Source organism: Shewanella sp. SM68 (assembly GCF_025653925.1).
GTDB lineage: Bacteria > Pseudomonadota > Gammaproteobacteria > Enterobacterales > Shewanellaceae > Shewanella > Shewanella oncorhynchi.
Map to the genome: position 1 here is coordinate 80,954 of NZ_JAKKRU010000001.1, position 17,372 is coordinate 98,325.

Sequence of the window (17,372 nt, forward strand, 5' to 3'; positions counted from 1 at the left end):
TAAATCTAAAAGTCATATCTTAAAATGTAGTTCCTAAAGTGTTCCCCATTGACCACAAAGCTTCATTCACCCCCAAAGGCGGTCGGCAAGACCCGATGCGCGTTGGGTTGCTTGGCTACTGGCCCGCTCGAATACGTGCTGGGTTCCTAAGCAGGTAAAGTGGACTTTAGCGCGGGTGATGGCGGTGTAGACCAATTCTTTGGTCAGCAGTTGCCATTGGGCTAGGCTGGGGCTCGGCGGCAATACTAAGGCCACACGGCTAAATTCGCTGCCTTGGCTTTTGTGTACTGTCATGGCATAACAGGTTTCATGGCTGGGCAAACGGGCTGGCAAGACTTTTAACAGGCTGCCATCGGCCTTGATAAAGTGCGCCATTAAACGTTCGGGTTTATCTTCATCCTGCAAAATCAATCCGATATCACCGTTAAACAGGCCTAAGTTATAGTCATTGCTTTGGATGATAATGGGCCGACCCAGATAAAACTCCTGTAGCGGTTTAATCAGCTTGGCATTGGCCAGTGCTTGAGTCACATACTGATTAATGCCTTCAACCCCATAATCGCCCGAGCGCATAGCACATAGAATACGGTACTGGTTAAAGCGTTCAATGATGTCAGCTGTGCTTGGACGCTTGCTTAAATCACTATTACTCGTATCGCTATTCAAGGCGCTGAGATAAGTGCCATATTGCTGGCAGGCTTGCTCCAGCAGTAAATTGAGTCCCACATTATTAGCAGGCTCGCTTACTTTGGCTTGGGTTTGGCTTACGATCATACTGTGTTCTAACCAGCTCAATTCTGCAGGTCCCTGTTGCCATACCTGCAAAATACCTTGAAGATCAGCACGATTGACGGCACTGGCGAGCAGTCCAATCCCTGCATCGCCTTTAAATCTGTGGCTGTGCATTAGCATACATAAGCTATCGCCAAGTTTAGGGGCATTGCTGATATAGGGCGTTAACTCAAAACCCGTTAAAGCACTCAGACGCTCGGCTTGTTCCTTGGAATAGCGCATTTGCCACAGAGCAGGGCTGCTTGACGCTATGTTATTTTGCGCAAGGTTATTGGGATCTACTGATATTTTAAGGCCCGCACAAATATCGGCGAGCACAGCGCCCGCCTCAACCGAGGCGAGTTGATCCTGATCGCCGAGTAAAATCAAACTAGCGTGCTCGGGCAATGCGCTCAGCAGCTTGTACATCATGGGCAAATCGACCATAGAGGCTTCGTCGACAATCAATAAGTCGAGCCTAAGCGGATTACCTTGATGGTGGCGAAAGTGCGGCGAATTGGGGATCACCCCAAGCAGTCTGTGTAAGGTTGAAGCTTCCTCTGGAATATGTCCCAGAGCTGTTAAAAAGTCTTTGTTATTTCTATTGCGAGCTTCATCAATAACATTAGCATGGGCGCTGAGTTCCTTCGCCAGACGCGCTTTTGAGGCTTTGATTGATTCGCTTAAGCGAGCCGCCGCTTTTCCCGTTGGCGCGACTAAACGGATTTCCTGCTGTGATTCCATTTGTAGCAATAACAAAAGCTTAGTCACAGTAGTGGTTTTGCCCGTCCCTGGGCCGCCAGTGATCACCGACAGTTTTTTACCCAGCGCTGTGGCCGTGGCGACCTTTTGCCAATCAATGGGTGCTGTGTCTTCACTGTTAGTTAGTACATTGGTAGTGAGTGCATGGGGCGCGAGCACATTGGCAGGGAACAGTTGATCTAGCAGTGACCTCAACTTAGCGATTTGCGGTTGCTTTTGGTGGCTTGCTTCTTCAGATAAGTGCTTAGATACGCTTCCAGACAAGCGGATTAATGAGGCGGCCACTGAGGTTTCAAATTGATGATAACGTTGTAAATAGAGTCTGCCATTATCAAAAATAAGCGGTTTGTTACTGCCCGCTTGGCCGACGGCATCAAAGGTTTGCAAGGTCTCAGTGAGCGCTTCGAGACTTAAACTGATTTTACAATGGCTATTTTGCTCGGCCATGGGATTAAGCGGCACGATATGAGCGAGTACTAGGCAGCTGTGCTGTGAAGATAATTGCTGGCTTAATAGCGCACACAGCAAAATAAACAAGGGCTGTTGGCTGTCGCTTGGATGCAAGTGACTCATTTCGAGTGCGAAATGCCGATCGAGCGGTGTGAGCAGTCGTTCTTGCTCCCACTGTTTTAACAGCTCTGGCAGCGGCGCTGTAAGCTGAATTGCACCATGGTCTATCCATTTCGCCGCTGTGAGTGAATGTGCATTTAGCCCTTGGGTTGAGCGCATCATGCCGTGACTCCTGTATCTATTGCACGAGCCAATCTGCTGTGAAATAAATTGTCATTAAAAAGTGAATCTAGCGCGAGAATAAGTGCCTTCGGCGGCTTGTCGTAGTAAATACCATAGCCGGGATATTGAGCTGACATTCCCCGTAAGAACAAGTAATAACAACCGCCTATGTGGCTATCGTAGTCATAACTTGGCAGGCGTAAACTCAAATACCTGTGTAGCGCCAATGAGTAGAGAATGTACTGCAAATCGTACCTGTGATCGGTTATTGCGCTTTGCAGCGCGCTCTGATGATAGGCATTGATGTTGTCGCCTAAATGATTCGACTTATAGTCGGCGATATAATATTGACCTTGGTATTCAAAGGTTAAATCGATAAAGCCTTTGAGCATGCCCTTGAGATCATCAAACTTAAGTGTCGACTCATAGCCAAATTGCAGCAGTAGCGCATTGAGCTCAGTATCTTTAAGTTCGCTTAAGGGTAAATAAAACTCCATTTCGACTAAGGTATTCTGCGGCGATAACTTGGCTAAACACAGATCTGGATGAGCAGGTTTGACGGCGCTTACGGCTCTTACATGGCTAGTGACCTGCGACTCTAAGGCGTGCGGCATAGCGCACAGCGGTGCATGCAGCACATCCAAATACCAAGTATGTAATACTGTTTGCCATTCGGGCGCGATACCGTATTGCAACATGGCTTTAGGCAATTGCAGCGGTAAGTCGATTTCTGCCTGCGTAAAATCAATCTCTTCTAACACTAAATGCATAAAGCTACCGGCATTAGCGCCGCGCTCAAAGTTAAAGCGATTGAGCATGCCATCCTGCAGCTCATGATTTGCCTCATCAGGAATAGAGAGTGTTTGCGCAGCCATATATTCAAGCGTACCTAATGCTTCATCATCGGCGCCCGGAGCGGCTTTGCCATGGCTGGTATTTTTAACTAGGCCTGAATAACTGCCGACTCGCCAAGGCGTGCTGTATTGGCGGGTTAAGGTTTTCGCGCTCAGTATTTGTGCTATGTCTTGGCTTGAGGGCAATGGGCGCTCGTCTATGTCATCGGGCACCTTATCAATACTTATGGCTTCCACATCTTGAGCGAGCTGCTGCGCAGCATTGCAGATACGGGCAAAGTCACATTCTGAGTCGTCTATGCCGAGCAGATAGCCGATAGCGGTTTCATGCAGCTGACTTTTAAGGCCATTTTTAAGCTGACGACTGTGATTGGCGATATACAAGTAACACAAATACACTGGGCGAGTGAGCGCCACATATAGCAAGCGCAAGTCTTCGGCCAAGGTTTCTTGTTTGGCGCGATCCCAACCCTCATCCGTGCCTTCGATATCCCATACTAGCTCTTGCTCACCTGCATCGTTAGTTCTGTGGTACAGCATAGGCGTCGGGCGGCGGCGATTGTCACGGGCTAGGCTAACAAAGGGCACAAAACATACGGGATACTCAAGCCCCTTACTCTTATGGATAGTGACGATCTGTACTAGATTCTGCTCGCTCTCAAGGCGTAGCTGCTGTTCATCGGTGCCTGTGTTATCAATCAGTTGCTGTTCATACCAATTGAGTAGGGCACTCATACCATCAAGTTCGGTGGCTTTTTGTTGTAATAGCTCGGCAAGGTGGCGAAAATCCGTCAGGCGGCGCTCACCGTTTGTGGCATCTTGCTCTTGAGCATCTACCTCTGCACTGGCGGTGTGCAGTAAACGGTCAATCAGCTTAGTGCTATTGGCAAGGCTTAATAGCGCGGGCATGATGCCGCGTTTTTGCCACACTTGGTGCAAGTTAAAAAATTGCTCTAATAACAGCTGTCTGTGTTCTTCATCTTGGTTAAAGTCATGGATTTGCTCGGCGCTATAACCTAATAATGCCGTGGCTAGGGCGCTGCGCAGTGCCTGTTCATCTTTTGGGTTCGCTAGAGATCGCAAAATTAACGCCATTTCCCGCGCTTCAAGGGTATCGAACACACTGTCGCGACTTAAAAACACTGCGCCTATGTGGCGTTTACTTAATGCGGTTTTCATCACTGCCGCTTCGTTGCGATCCCGCACTAGGATAGCGATGTCTTTAGCGATCAACGGCCCTTTAGGGCTGTGGCATTCGCCATTGGCCGCATCTGTCAGTAAATGGGTAATTTGTGCCGCCGCGTCTTCTGCGAGCAAGTGTCTTGCCGTGGTTTTATTGAGGCCGTTTTCTGCGCTTTCGCTTAAGAGTCTTAATCTTAAGGCGGCTGGATTGGCGGTTTTTTCAGTGAGGATTTTCCCTTTAGCACTGCTGGGCGTTTTCACGCTATCAAAGGGGATCGATTGACTGATAAACGGATCGTGATGCTGGCTAAACAGATGGTTAACCCCAGCGACCATGTTCGCGCTTGAGCGGTAGTTGGTATCCAGATGATAGTGGGCCTGCGTATGATGACGGGCCTCAATATAGGTATGGATATCGGCACCGCGAAAGGCATAAATGGCTTGCTTAGGATCGCCAATCATCAACAGGCTAAGCTTATTTTCTGTATCGTTTTTGCTTTGTTCAAACGAGTAACGGTCTTGGTAGATGCCAGAGAAGATCGCAAATTGCAGCGGATCGGTATCTTGGAATTCATCAATAAGCGCGACGGGGAAACGTGTTGCCACGGCTTTGGGCAAGGTTTCATTATTGGCGTTTAACGCGCTCGCTAATGTCGTGAGTAAGTCATCAGGGGTCAGCACATTTTTTTGTTGTTTTTGCTGGGCAAATCGCTCGCTTATGCCGAGTTTCGCGCTATATAAAAATGCGGGTTTAATGGCGGCAATCAATGTGGCGAGTTGCTCCATATGATCCATTAGCGGCGCTTCACTCACACTTGGGATCACGCCGCCCTTGTTGAGTTTTAACTCAGACAAGGACAAGGCTTCTAACTCTTTCAGCGGCGGTAACCCATGACCGAAGGCGAGCCAGTTATCTAGCGCATCGAACATGGCGGCGAGCTTGGGGTACTTATCCGTTGCTTTGCCAAAGCGGGTGCCGTTGAGTGGCAAACTGTGTAGCAATGCCAATAAGCCATCGCGTCCCCTTGGCCAAGCTAATTTAAAGCGCTCTAAACTTTGGCGTAGTGACAGGGCTAAGGCATCAAACTTAAGCGCGGGTTTCAGAGGCTTTGCTTGACTGGCGCCAAGGAGCGGTCGCAACTGTTTGACTAAACCATCGGGCTCGCCAAATTCCTTGGCAATGATTTGCGCTAAGTAATCGGGCAGCGGATAACAGGCCTCACGCCAAAAATCCCGCACGGCATGGTGCAAAAATTCGCTGTCGTCCAAGGTAAAGTCCGATTCGAACAGCAAGGAAGACTCAAAGGCGAGATCCGATAAAATTCGCTGACAGAAACCGTGGATGGTAAAAATCGCCGCTTCATCGAGGGATTTAAGGGCGAGATCGAACCGCCGCAGGGCAATGGCGCGTTCACTCTCTGGGGTGTTGTCATACAACGCCTGCACAAAGGGATCGGCAATCGTTAGTCCTAAGAAACACTTAAAGGCAACTTGAATACGGCGACGAATACGATCCCTTAACTCTTCGGTGGCCGCATTGGTGAAGGTAACCACGAGAATTTGTTCGCAGGTGAGCGGCGCAGGAATGCCATCACCAAGCAATAAGCGTAAATAAAGACCTGAAATCGTGTAGGTTTTACCTGTGCCAGCGCTGGCCTCAATAAGACGACTACCGCCAAAGGGCAGAGTGAGAGGATCAAGCGCTTGTGGTGCTGAATGTAAGGCTTGCGTGTTCAACGGCATCTGTTCACTCATGCTTGCTCTCCCTGTGCACTATTGCGGTTCAAATGTGGTGCGAGAGCTTGTGTGTCAGTCGCGTGTTCATTAGCAGGGCCTTGGCTCATGCCATCGTTGAGCGCAAATTCCTCAAGCTGAGCCAGCGTGTCTTTGAGATATAAACTCACCATAGGGCGATAGATACGCTCGGCTAATGCGCCAAAGCTATCCTCAGAGAAATCCCGCGGGAAACTGAATAATCGCTGGTAATGGGGTTCGTTCCCTTCACCCAATTGACTCTGCTCATCTAACCATTCGGGTAACGCTTGCTGCAAACGCTCATCGTGCTCACCCTCGCAGCTGACGTAGGCCAGTGACGTGCGCGGCATAAAACACAGTGGGTGTTGTTGGCCTTGGTAAAACAACACCAACAAATCGGCCAGTAACGCATGGGCGCGCTCAGCAGTGATTGGAGCCAAGGCGTGGAAGTGCCCCATGTCGAGTAGATAGCTTGCATGTGTGTGGCCCATTGCCATTAAACACAGGTGGCGAAGGTACAACCTCAGCACATCGCGACCGTGTGCGCTACCAGGGCGGTAATTGACTAACCCCTTAGGGCTGATGTCATCGATACGACCTTGCAGTAACACTTGCTGGGATTTACCCGCCGTGATGGGCAAGTCAAACAGGAGTTTAATATCGGCGTGACTGCTGGCTTGTTCTCCCTTGAGGAACAAGGTTCTGCCAATCAAAGGTTTAATATCATGCTGATATTGACGCAATAGCAAATCATCGAAGGGCTGCATGGGCAAAGTGCCACTGGCTTTGAGGCGTTTAATCAGTTCAATATCGGGCTCAGTTAGGCCTTGGCCTATGGCATCGTCGAGTAACTGGGCCTGTAACATATAACGCTCTAGGGCATTCAAGCTAAAGGGCTCGTCATTATCATCGGCCTGAATATTAAGGCTGAGATCGACTTTAAGCGTACGGTTGAAGAAGTATTGCGCTGGATTTCGAAAGAAACGGATCAGGGCTGACACATCCACTTGTTTGCTTTGCTGTTGTTCGTGCACAGAAGCGGGCTGTGCCTCTGTATCTGGCACTGAGTCTTGTTCATCCGCGTCGAGCAGAATTCGAGTTTGCGCGCTGATAAAGCGGCCCGCATGTGTGCCCGCAGCGTCCGCATTGGGCGGACACCATTGCAGGCTGTAACTTTGGCCTATGCCCGAGTTATTTTGGGTTCTGCCTGATCCATCTATGTTTGAGCCATCTTTGTCATCATTTTTTACTGTGGCTTGATACAACTTGGGATCAAAGGGTTGCAGCGGCTGGTGGCTGACAATTGCGTTATAGAGGGCTTTTTCGGCATCCTCTGGGTCTATGGGGCTTGAAGCGTTTTGCGATTGAGCCAATAGCGTTTCAGGTAGATAGCACAGCTGACAATATTCAATCAGTTCAGAGACAAGCATAGAGGCGATACGCTCAGAGTTATCCCGTTCGCTGCGGCCAATATAGCTGATATACAGTTGCTCCCGCGCCGACAATAAGGCTTCTAAAAACAAATATCTGTCATCGAGACGGCGGGAACGATCGCCTTTACGGGCACCAAAGTGTGCCATTAAATCAAAGCCAACGGGATGTTGAACCCTAGGATAAACCCCATCATTCATGCCGAGTAAACACACGACCTTAAAAGGGATCGAGCGCATCGGCATTAAGGTACAAAAGTTCACGCTTCCCGCAAGATAACGCTGGCCGACCCGAGATTCGGTTAAGCGTTGATTAAACCACTGTTGCAGCACTTCAATACTGAGGCTCAGTCCGCTTATGTTCTCTTGGGCTAGCGGCGCTAACGGGTTTGTATCCAACGTTCTTGTATCTAAGGGCCTGCCCGCTGACAGTAACTCTTGCTCTAGGGCGGCAATGGCATCGCGGATTTCCTGTAATTGTTCGCGTTCGTCTTCGTCTTCATCTGTGTCGTAGAAGGCATCTAGTAGCTCAGTTAATTCCGCTAAACGCAGGGCGCCCACTTGCGGCAGGGCGAGTATTTGCGCTGTTTCATCGAGTACTTCAATAAAATTGAGTAGCTTACCTAACGCCTGCGCCGATTGGCCTTCGATACCAGTGACGACAAGATGGTCTTGATAGAGCGGCGCATCGTCACTCAAGGCGTAACCTAAAATCAGCCTTTTAATACCAAAGGCCCACGAGTTTTGCTCAAACGCTGGCACACCTTGTTTAAGGCGGCTTTGTTCATCGCGGCCCCAGCGCACGCCCGCTTCATCTAACCAGCGGCGGATCAGTTGCAATTCATCGTCATCGAGCTGGAAACGGCGCAAAATGGCGGGCACTTCGAGTATGCTCAAAATGTCGGTCAGACCAAAACGACTTTGATTAATCCCGAGTAAATTTAAAAAGCTATTGATGAGCGGTGATTCCTGCGCTGCGCCGCGGTCGGCAATGGCGTAGGGAATGTAATGCAGGCCTTGCTTCGCCGAGAAGACAGCATCGATGTAGGGCGCGTAGGCGGCGACATCGGGCATCATCACCACTATGTCTTTAGGCGTCAGGTCGATATCATTGCTGAGTAACTCAAGCAAGTGATCGTGCAGGGTTTCGATTTCCCGCAGTGGGCTGTGACAACTCTTGACTCGAATGGATTCATCGTCGCGCTTTAGTAGGCGTCTGTTCTCGACATTTTGGTACAGCTCGGCATCTGGCCCTAGCACTCTGTCTAAGGTTTGCATCTCTAAAATATCGTATTGCACGCCGTGGAGCATGCTGGCATGACTGTGTGGCGAGTTGGGATCGTCACAGGGCTCACAATACACATCATCGCCAAAGTCGCAGTGTTCGGCGGGGAGCTCAAGCAGCATATCGAGTAATTCACGGCCCATCTTGCCGTTATTGGCAAGCAGCGGGTTACCCACTTCTAGTTTATCTTCCCACAGTTCGGCTAATTGGCGTTTACCCGCATATTGCACCGCCATGCGGGCACGATTACGGGGATCAACAATGTCGCCCCAATAGTGCTGACACGGGCTTAAGCCAAGCACGATCACATCGATACGACTTGCTAGATGGTAAAGCACTTCAAGGGTTTGCGGCGCCATCGAGGAAATGCCAAACACAAATAGGCGTTGCGGTAATTTGGCGAGTGACGTGTCGGGATTATTCAGCGCTGCAATTAAGTCACTGTGCAGGTTGGCCCTGTGGTAATGGCTTTGATTAAGCTCATCACGGTTAAAGGCAATGAGCGCGCGCCATAAAATGGGTTGCCAGCGTTGGTCTTCATTCAGCGGCTTGGTAAGTGAGTCGGGATGCTCGTTTTGCTCCCACGCTAAAATCCAATCGGGGCGATACACTAAGTATTGGTCGAAGATATCGGCAATCCGCCCACAGAGTTGGTACAGCTTAATATCGTCAGCCGTCATATCACGGGTGTTGTGCTGTTCATTCGTGTCGGCGGCATTTGTGCTGGATTGCTGATGACTTAGATAGTGTCTCAACGGCCCAAAGGCGTCATTTTGCAACATGCGCGGTAAGAGTTGCATCAGCTTCCACGTCATCGCCGCCTTAGTGAAGGCGTTGTCCTTAGGCACATCGGGTAATAAGTCATGGCACAACTGCCAGGTAAAGCTCGATGGCAGCGGGAATTCCAATGCGGCAGCAATCCCATTCTGTTTGGCAATTTCGAGGCGTAGCCAAGTCGACATGCCGGGACTCTGTACCAGAATATGCTCGTTACTCAGTAGACGTGCGAAAGCAAGGGGTTGGGTCAGGTAAGCGGCTAAATGGGCGCAGAGCACTTCCATCTGATTGGACTGGATTAACTTTAGCATGTGCAACTCGGCATGGTGACAATAAAACAATTCTATGTGTTTGATTTATAAGATTCAACACTATTGCTGCTTCTGTGGAATTAACCCGCAATTTTAGGTGTTTATTGGTGCTTGCTCCGATGAGGTACCGTCAGTTACAGCTCAGTTGACGAATCCTAGGCTAGATTGAACTTATCTTTCACTTTGGCTCTGAGCAGTAACCAGTTGAGTTGCTTCGCCGCCGCTTTAAATGCGGTTAAATGCGCTTGATAGTCTTTAGCCGGTAAATCTTGGTACTTCAGTGCTACATAACTTTGGGTCAAGGTTTGGAACAGCGTGCAAAGCTTTGGTGCACTGTGTTGGTATTGCTCAATAATCTGCTGCGCAAATTGATTTGGTCCATCACTGTCTTTGCGCTTAATGCCATAGTGTGCGAGACGATTACAGAGCTGTTGATAACGAGTACTAATGGGATCGCCTTGAACTCTAAAATGTAATAAGCCCGCACTGTAGGCGATATAGAGCACGATAAGGCTGATACAGAGCCCCATAAAGACCGCGATTTTAGTGTGAGTCACATCGCCTAAAATGCCACTGAGCACTTGATTTTGCTTCTCTTGGTTAAAACCCAGTACCCACACGCTCCAGTAATAATCTATGCTGGCAAAACGTTGTCTTAACTCATTGAGCCAAGGCATGGATTTAAATCGTAAGCTACTAAAAGGGCTTTCCTGCAGGTAACTCTGTTCGGGATCAAATTGGGCGTCGAAACCTTGCTCGATACGATCGGGCGCCACCATAGCGGTGGGGTCGAAACGCACCCAACCTTCATCTTCGAGCCAAACCTCAGCCCATGCGTGGGCCATATATTGATACACACTGTAGTAACCCGCTTGCGGATTATATTCCCCACCCTGATAGCCTGTGACCATACGTGCGGGTAAACCTGTGGCCCGCGCCATAAAAATGAAGGCAGCGGCATAGTGCACACAAAAACCGGCTTTGTTTTCAAATAAGAAATCATCCACTTGCTGTGGCCCAAGGGGAGGCGGCGTGAGAGTGTAGAAGAAAGGCTCACTATTAAAGTGGCCCATCATGGCCCATAGTCGTGGCTTCGGCGCGGGATACTGAGTCTTAAACTGCTCAGCTAACGTTAAAGTGCGTGGATTACTTTGGCTCGGCAGTTCGAGGTTAATCTGCCTTTGCCGCGCCGATAGCTTGAGGTCCATCTTCGCCTTAGGCCAAGACTCTACTTGATAACTCATTCGCTGATCGATATTGCGCAGCGCCAACAGCCGATAGTCGGGCATATTGACCACGTTATCATCTTGGCTATAGGCCACATCGAGACCAAATAACCACGGCTGGTGGCTCGGCTCAGCAATCACTTGATAACGAATACTATGCTTATCTTGCTTACTTAATGCGGTCTCTTGATCTTCACTGCTTATCGGAGCAGGACTTTTACTCATGGGATCAGGATTATTGACCATCAATGCTGGGCTGGGCCGTGAGGGAGGAAACAGCAGCGCATCTTTTTGCAACTGTTTAATCCCCGCTTCTTGGCGCCAAGTGACACCATCATAGTTCTCCATCACGAGGGTGCGCCAATATAACTCGGCATTAATGGGCGTTGCATTGGTAAAACTCGCCCTAAAGGCAAGTTCAGTCGAACGGGTGAGCTTACCTATATCACCAATCGCCAGACTATCGGACAAGCCCGTTTGGGCTTCTTTCATGTTGGGCACTAACCAGAGCGGTGCAAGACGCGGTAACACTAAAAATAACAGCAGCGCGAGGGGAAGGCTCTGGAGTAAAAATTTGCCACCGATCCAAGCCGTGTGTTTTAAGGATTGCTTATCTTGATACAAAGTCACGAGTACGCAGGTATTGATCAGCGTTACCACGAGTAAATGCGCGGTATTAAGCAGGGATTGATGGTCAATAAAGGTCAGCGCGATAATAAAATAGCCCGCGAGGACGACAACGCGCACATCCCTTTGATTACGCATTTCAATGTATTTTAAGGCATAACCTAACAGCAGCAGATTTACTAGCGCATTGAGTAAGCCGATTTCCTTTGAAACGAGTGCCAGTGTGGTTGCGGCGCCGATCGCAAGACTGGTGACCAGAAAACGCGGTGGTTTTGCCACTTTGCCGACATAAATCCCCACACGCCACAGCAAACAGATAGCGCAAATGCCCAAAGTCCAAGGCGTGGTTTTATCAAATAGTGGGCTCAGTACGGCGATATTGGTGATCAATAACCAAAATAAAGTCTGACGGCTGATGTTATCGCCAATTTGCGGTGTTGTACTGCTGGCCGTTAATGTCATGCCTGTTCCCTCGAGGTAGGGATATGACGTTTCGTGCTGGTGGTTTTCGCCGTTTTATTCGAGTGCTTTGCCGCTGATGACGAATTAACGGCTGAAGGCGCTAATTGTGGATATAAGGCAATGGCTTTTTGACAGGCGATCCTATGGTGATTGCCTATCGCGGGCGCGATCAGAACATCGTCTCCCATTGGGTTTTGCAGATGTAAGCCAAAATACTGCTCAAGTTGCGTGAGTTTATTGACTTGCCAGCTTAACTGACTCAATTGGGTTTCGAGGCGTTTGGCATCGGGTCTGAGCCTTAACCAGACGGGATCACCTTGAGGCTGCTGGAATTCTTTAGTCAACATGCCGCGACCCTGTGCCCATTGTTTCCATGCCACTTGCTTGAGGGATTCGCCGAGCACATGGGGTTTAAGGCCTTTAAACTCATCAATCCCCGACACATGTTTACCCGCGAGTAACAGGGGATCTTGCTCCGACTGGGTATGATCAGCCTCAAGCTGTAGCGGCGCTTCAATCGGCAGGGCAAAGACTAAGTGACTAATGGCTAAATCCACATGGGACCACGCGCGGCAAAGCCCTAAGGGATAGAAGGATTCAATTTTGAGCCGACCCGGTGACACTTGACCCCGCTGATGATATTCGAAGGGCACGAGCGCTTGTTGTTCATCTGTACCAAGGTTCTGCACCGTATAAGTGCGATTATGCGGATAGTTAAGTTGTATGTTATGGCCACTGTGGTGCGTGCTGATGAGGACGGGAAAGGTTAAGGTTTCGCCCGCATAGACTTCGGGTGGCGTCGTGGCCCGTAAATGTAAGCCAGCCAGATTTTTGTAACTGTAGAGAATGCAGGTATTAAAGAGGCTTAGGAGTAAGATGCTGAGGCCAATGACTAAGTTATTTTGATAGTTAGTGCCGAATAGATATAAAAGTAAAACCAGACCGAGCCAAACTAACCCAAAACCGCTCGGCAGAATAAAAATGCTGCGATGGCTTAAGGTTATTTCGGGACTCGGTGGCAAGCGTCTTGCTAACCAACGTTGCCAAATCGGGACTAACGTCGGAATGAAAGTCGGGAGTATCAGTCGTTTCACTTCTGAGTTATTTCCTTAGTTTAATGGGTTAACTGCATACTTTAGCGATATCTTCTCATTACAGTATCTTGCTACATAATAGGGTTAACACTGGTGAGAATTCGCTCAGATAGGGCTTCACCCTGTAATTGGCTACTGGTTCTGAGTCTATGCTCCGCTACACAACAAAATACCGCTTGCACATCTTCGGGGACTAAATAATGTCGACCTTCTAAAAAGGCCCATGCCTTAGCCGCTTGTAATAGCGCTTTGGTGGCACGCGGTGATAACCCCACGCTGTCACTTTGGCTACGGGAAAAACTCACTAAGGCCAGAATATAATTGAGTAAGGCATCGGAAGCGCTGACTTTGTCGCACTGCTCTTGCAGTTGCATTAAGGCCATCGGTGTCAGGCATTGGGGCAATTGATCTAAGGTTAAGTGGTTATGATTGCTCTTAAGCATAGCGAGTTCAGCATCGTGGCTTGGATAACCAATAGACAGACGCATCATAAACCTGTCGAGCTGCGATTCTGGTAGCGAAAATGTACCGGATTGATCGGTGGGATTTTGAGTCGCGATCACAAAGAAAGGATTGGGCAATCTGTGGGTGATGCCATCGACGGAAATTTGTTGTTCGGCCATCGCTTCGAGTAAAGCGCTTTGTGTCTTAGGGCTGGCGCGATTAATTTCATCGGCCAAAATCATCTGCTTAAAAATTGGTCCAGGATGAAAGATAAATTGTGCTTGATGTTTATCAAAAATCGATACGCCGAGAATGTCGGCAGGCAGCATGTCACTGGTGAATTGGATCCGCTGATAGCTCAAACCTAAGCTTTGGGCTATACCATGGGAAATACTGGTTTTACCCATACCGGGTAAGTCTTCAATCAACAGGTGCCCACGGGCGAGAATACAGGCTAAAGCGAGACGAATTTGCCTAGGCTTGCCCAGCAATACTTGTTCGAGTTGTTGTAGTAATTCGCTGATCCCAGGTTGTGCCACGGGCGACTCCTAATACATTTGGAAGTGTACTTAAGGTGCATTTGCAAGCTGATGTGCGTTATCACTATGGCGGATCATCGCCTGTATATCCAGTGGCATTTCTAGTGCTAAATCAATTACTCGACAGCATTAGGTTTGGTCTTTAGTGGGCTGGTGGCGCGAATGTAAACCGTTTTAGCCTGATCTTACGTAAGGCACAGTACTTGGCTGCTGGTGGGGCGAATAAACCAGGATTTAAACAAAAAGCCTTGGACAAAGTCGACACCGATATCCCGCGCAAAGGCTAAGTGGGCTTCAGTTTCTATGCCTTCTAAAATGCATTGTTTGTGGGTCTTTTTGGCAAAGTTGACCAATGCAATTAATAATTGGGCTCCCTCGGGGTGTGTTATGTGCGTTAACCAATGGCGGTCAAACTTAAGATAATCCACGTTCATCATCAGATCGACACTGAGCATGGAGTGGGGCGCACCAATATCATCCAGCGCCACATGTATCTTAGCTTGTTTAAATTGAGTGAATAATTGACTGGCCAGCTGGGCATCGTTAATGCAGGTGTTTTCGATGATCTCGACCGTGACTCGTTCATAGTGGGACAGTAAACGAATGAGCTTGGCGGTATGTGGTCCATCGACGGCGTGGGGATCAACATTGATAAAAATTCGCTGCTGACTCGGCGCATGGATGAGTTGAAATGCCTTGGCTTGATATTCAACTGCAGCGAGTATTTCTGTGGATTCATGCAATTGCTCGAACACAATATTAGGTGCAACCGCATCACCATTAGGCAAGTAAAAGCGTGCTAAGGCTTCATAGCCGTCGATGGCTAAAGTATGAGGATTGACAAAGGGTTGGTATTCGCAGCTAAGCGTTAACGAACTAAGGTTAATCATGGGTGTAATGGGATTCTTAATGCTTTAATACTAATTATTCGCATTTAACGCCCTTCAGTGCAAACAAGTTTTTGATAAAACGGCGTGATTGCTGAATAATTATTCGCTTTGCTAATTATTTGAATTTAGAGAATATCATTTAGAATTTTTGGTGGTTAAAGCATGAGCGTTACCCTAGGGTATGCTGAAAAGTAGGAACTCGATGCGGCTGAGTATCGAGTTCCTTTTCATGTCACGAGTTAGTAAGCAAACTTAAGCTCAGCTTCGCTGAATAATGGCTGTGCTTTTTGCTTTTGCGCCTCATAAATCAATCGATAGCTGAGGACGGCTTGAACATATTCACGGGTTTCAGTAAAGGGAATGGCCTCGATAAAACCCATGGCATCGAGTTTGCCATCAGAGTTTGATAACCAGCGACGCACGCGAGAGGGACCTGCGTTATAGGCCGCCGTGGCGAGGATGCGGTTTTGGTTAAACTCTTTCAACAGCTGGGCATAGTAAGCGCTACCAAGATTGAGGTTAAGCTCTGCGCTGTAGAGATCCTTTGGATCGCTATATCTGGCCCCGTGTTTTTTGGCGGTAGCTTTGGCCGTGGCAGGCATAATTTGCATTAGACCACGGGCACCTACGCCCGAGGTCGCATAAAGATAGAATGCACTTTCGCGGCGGCTAATCGCACGGATCTCATCGATGTTAACCCTATGCTTTTTGCTGGCGTGCTCAAAACCGGCTTGGTGTGCCATAGGGAAGCGTAGAGGAATATCATCCCACAGCTTACCTTGAATACTGGCTTCAACACCAAAATCGTACCAGCCCTGTTCATGGGCATAGCGTCCATAGCGTGCTCGCATCGTATTGTCACTGCGTTTTAGTAGTGACATCCATTCATAGCGAGCATCAAAATAACGGTCGAGCGCCATCAGCTCTTGCACGCGCACAAAACCCAGATCATCTGTTAACTTTTGGCTATTGGCATCAACAACAGGCTCAGGGCTTTGATTGAGTGATACCGGTTTATTTAAGAACTGCGCAGCAGCAAAACCGTAAAAATTACGTTCATTACTGATTGTCGCGAGCGCTTTTATGGCGCTTTCAGGCGCTTCTTTGGCATTGGTGCGATAAAGCCAGTATTGCCAACGTTCCTTTGCCAAGGTTTCTGGTTGGAGTAGGTTCAAGTAACGGGCAATACTGCGCATGTCGTGATCGCGGATAGCCCATCTTAAACGGCGCTCAAATAAGTCGTCATTTTTCAGCTCAGTGAGCACATTGTCGACATAGTTTTTATAGTTATCATCTTGTTCAATTAAAATGCGGCGAACAAGGTATTTATCGAGTTGCTGTGCTTGTTCTGGGGTAAAACGATGGGCCTTTTGATACCGTTCATACAAATTAATGGCTTGGTCGAGATCCTTACGGGCAAGGCGTTTTAATCCTGCGGCAACAATGTCACCGACAATGGGATTTTTATCTTTAAACTTTTCGGTATGGCGCAGGCTATTGGGATCTTTATAGACGGCGACTAAACGCTTAGCTTCGTTACTATGAGTGGTGATTTTTTGGGATAAAAAACTCAGTAAACTCGTTTCGCCAGCCTCGAAACTCAGCATCATTCGCGCCCATACGACATCTTGAGTGCGTTTACCGGCTTTGGTCCATGTGTTGAAAAGAGGAGCACATTCCTTTGGGCGCGAACCCCCAAATACCCAAAGTGATTGTGCGGCCGCATAAGCCGTTTTTAGATCGCCCTTGGCGAGTTTCGCCTCATAGTAATAACACTGCAGGCGGATGTCGGTAGGCGCTTCTGGGGTGATCGCAAGATAATCATTCCAGCGTTTTTGGCTACCAGCATTGTTTAAATATTTAGACCGTAACCTATTGTACATGGGGGTGGTTTCATATTTTTCAATCAAGGCTTTAGCTGCATAACCCTGTAAGGCATTAAGAGCACCTATGTCGATATCATGATCTAAATAAATCGCGAGCGGATAATTACCTAGTTTTGCCCGTAGGGGTTTATAGGTTGCATAATCTTGCTTCTTCAGGGCTTTTTCAGCCTCAAGAAAGGTTTTCTGTGTTGACGTTAACGCAAGTGCAGCAGGGGCATTCAATGCGCCTGCGAGCAATATTGCACTGGATATAACCACATTTATAACTGCTTTGCACATGGAGCGTTTGCCTCCGGGCATCAAGGTATCAATCGACATGTCCGTATCGATTTGAGGTAATTAATG

General features: G+C 48.5%; 8 protein-coding genes. All 8 read right to left on the minus strand.

Going from position 1 to position 17,372, the window contains the following annotated elements:
* Positions 1 to 66 precede the first annotated feature (66 nt).
* Positions 67 to 2,265, minus strand: coding sequence for an exodeoxyribonuclease V subunit alpha (gene recD / locus L5M40_RS00380; RefSeq protein WP_263175453.1), 2,199 nt, complete (start codon positions 2,263 to 2,265; stop codon positions 67 to 69).
* The gene (recB, locus tag L5M40_RS00385) at positions 2,262 to 6,056 is read right to left on the minus strand and encodes an exodeoxyribonuclease V subunit beta (RefSeq protein WP_263256163.1); all 3,795 of its coding nucleotides are present in this window, start codon (positions 6,054 to 6,056) and stop codon (positions 2,262 to 2,264) included. Before recB ends, recD begins: the two co-directional genes overlap by 4 nt.
* Entirely contained in the window at positions 6,053 to 9,859 is a 3,807-nt protein-coding gene (gene recC / locus L5M40_RS00390) for an exodeoxyribonuclease V subunit gamma (protein WP_263256165.1), read from the minus strand. Before recC ends, recB begins: the two co-directional genes overlap by 4 nt.
* 155 nt (positions 9,860 to 10,014) lie before the next feature.
* On the minus strand, positions 10,015 to 12,174 hold the full coding sequence (locus tag L5M40_RS00395) for a DUF3488 and DUF4129 domain-containing transglutaminase family protein (RefSeq protein WP_263175457.1): 2,160 nt from the start codon (positions 12,172 to 12,174) through the stop codon (positions 10,015 to 10,017).
* Positions 12,171 to 13,268: a DUF58 domain-containing protein gene (locus L5M40_RS00400; RefSeq protein ID WP_131524977.1), complete on the minus strand. Its 1,098-nt coding sequence runs from the start codon at positions 13,266 to 13,268 to the stop codon at positions 12,171 to 12,173. Before L5M40_RS00400 ends, L5M40_RS00395 begins: the two co-directional genes overlap by 4 nt.
* Positions 13,269 to 13,339: 71 nt before the next feature.
* A complete protein-coding gene (locus tag L5M40_RS00405) occupies positions 13,340 to 14,251 on the minus strand; it encodes an AAA family ATPase (protein WP_219254780.1) in 912 nt (303 codons plus the stop codon).
* 185 nt (positions 14,252 to 14,436) lie between these two features.
* Positions 14,437 to 15,141 (minus strand): EAL domain-containing protein, encoded by a 705-nt coding sequence (locus L5M40_RS00410; protein ID WP_131524978.1) that lies wholly within the window; start codon positions 15,139 to 15,141, stop codon positions 14,437 to 14,439.
* A gap of 239 nt (positions 15,142 to 15,380) precedes the next feature.
* Entirely contained in the window at positions 15,381 to 17,306 is a 1,926-nt protein-coding gene (locus tag L5M40_RS00415; RefSeq protein WP_263256166.1) for a transglycosylase SLT domain-containing protein, read from the minus strand.
* Positions 17,307 to 17,372: the final 66 nt, after the last annotated feature.

Coding starts and splice junctions, on each gene's coding strand:
- recD (WP_263175453.1), bottom strand. CDS start 2,265: ATGATGCGCTCAACCCAAGGGCTAAATGCACATTCACTCACAGCGGCG.
- recB (WP_263256163.1), bottom strand. CDS start 6,056: ATGAGTGAACAGATGCCGTTGAACACGCAAGCCTTACATTCAGCACCA.
- recC (WP_263256165.1), bottom strand. CDS start 9,859: ATGCTAAAGTTAATCCAGTCCAATCAGATGGAAGTGCTCTGCGCCCAT.
- L5M40_RS00395 (WP_263175457.1), bottom strand. CDS start 12,174: ATGACATTAACGGCCAGCAGTACAACACCGCAAATTGGCGATAACATC.
- L5M40_RS00410 (WP_131524978.1), bottom strand. CDS start 15,141: ATGATTAACCTTAGTTCGTTAACGCTTAGCTGCGAATACCAACCCTTT.
- L5M40_RS00415 (WP_263256166.1), bottom strand. CDS start 17,306: ATGTGCAAAGCAGTTATAAATGTGGTTATATCCAGTGCAATATTGCTC.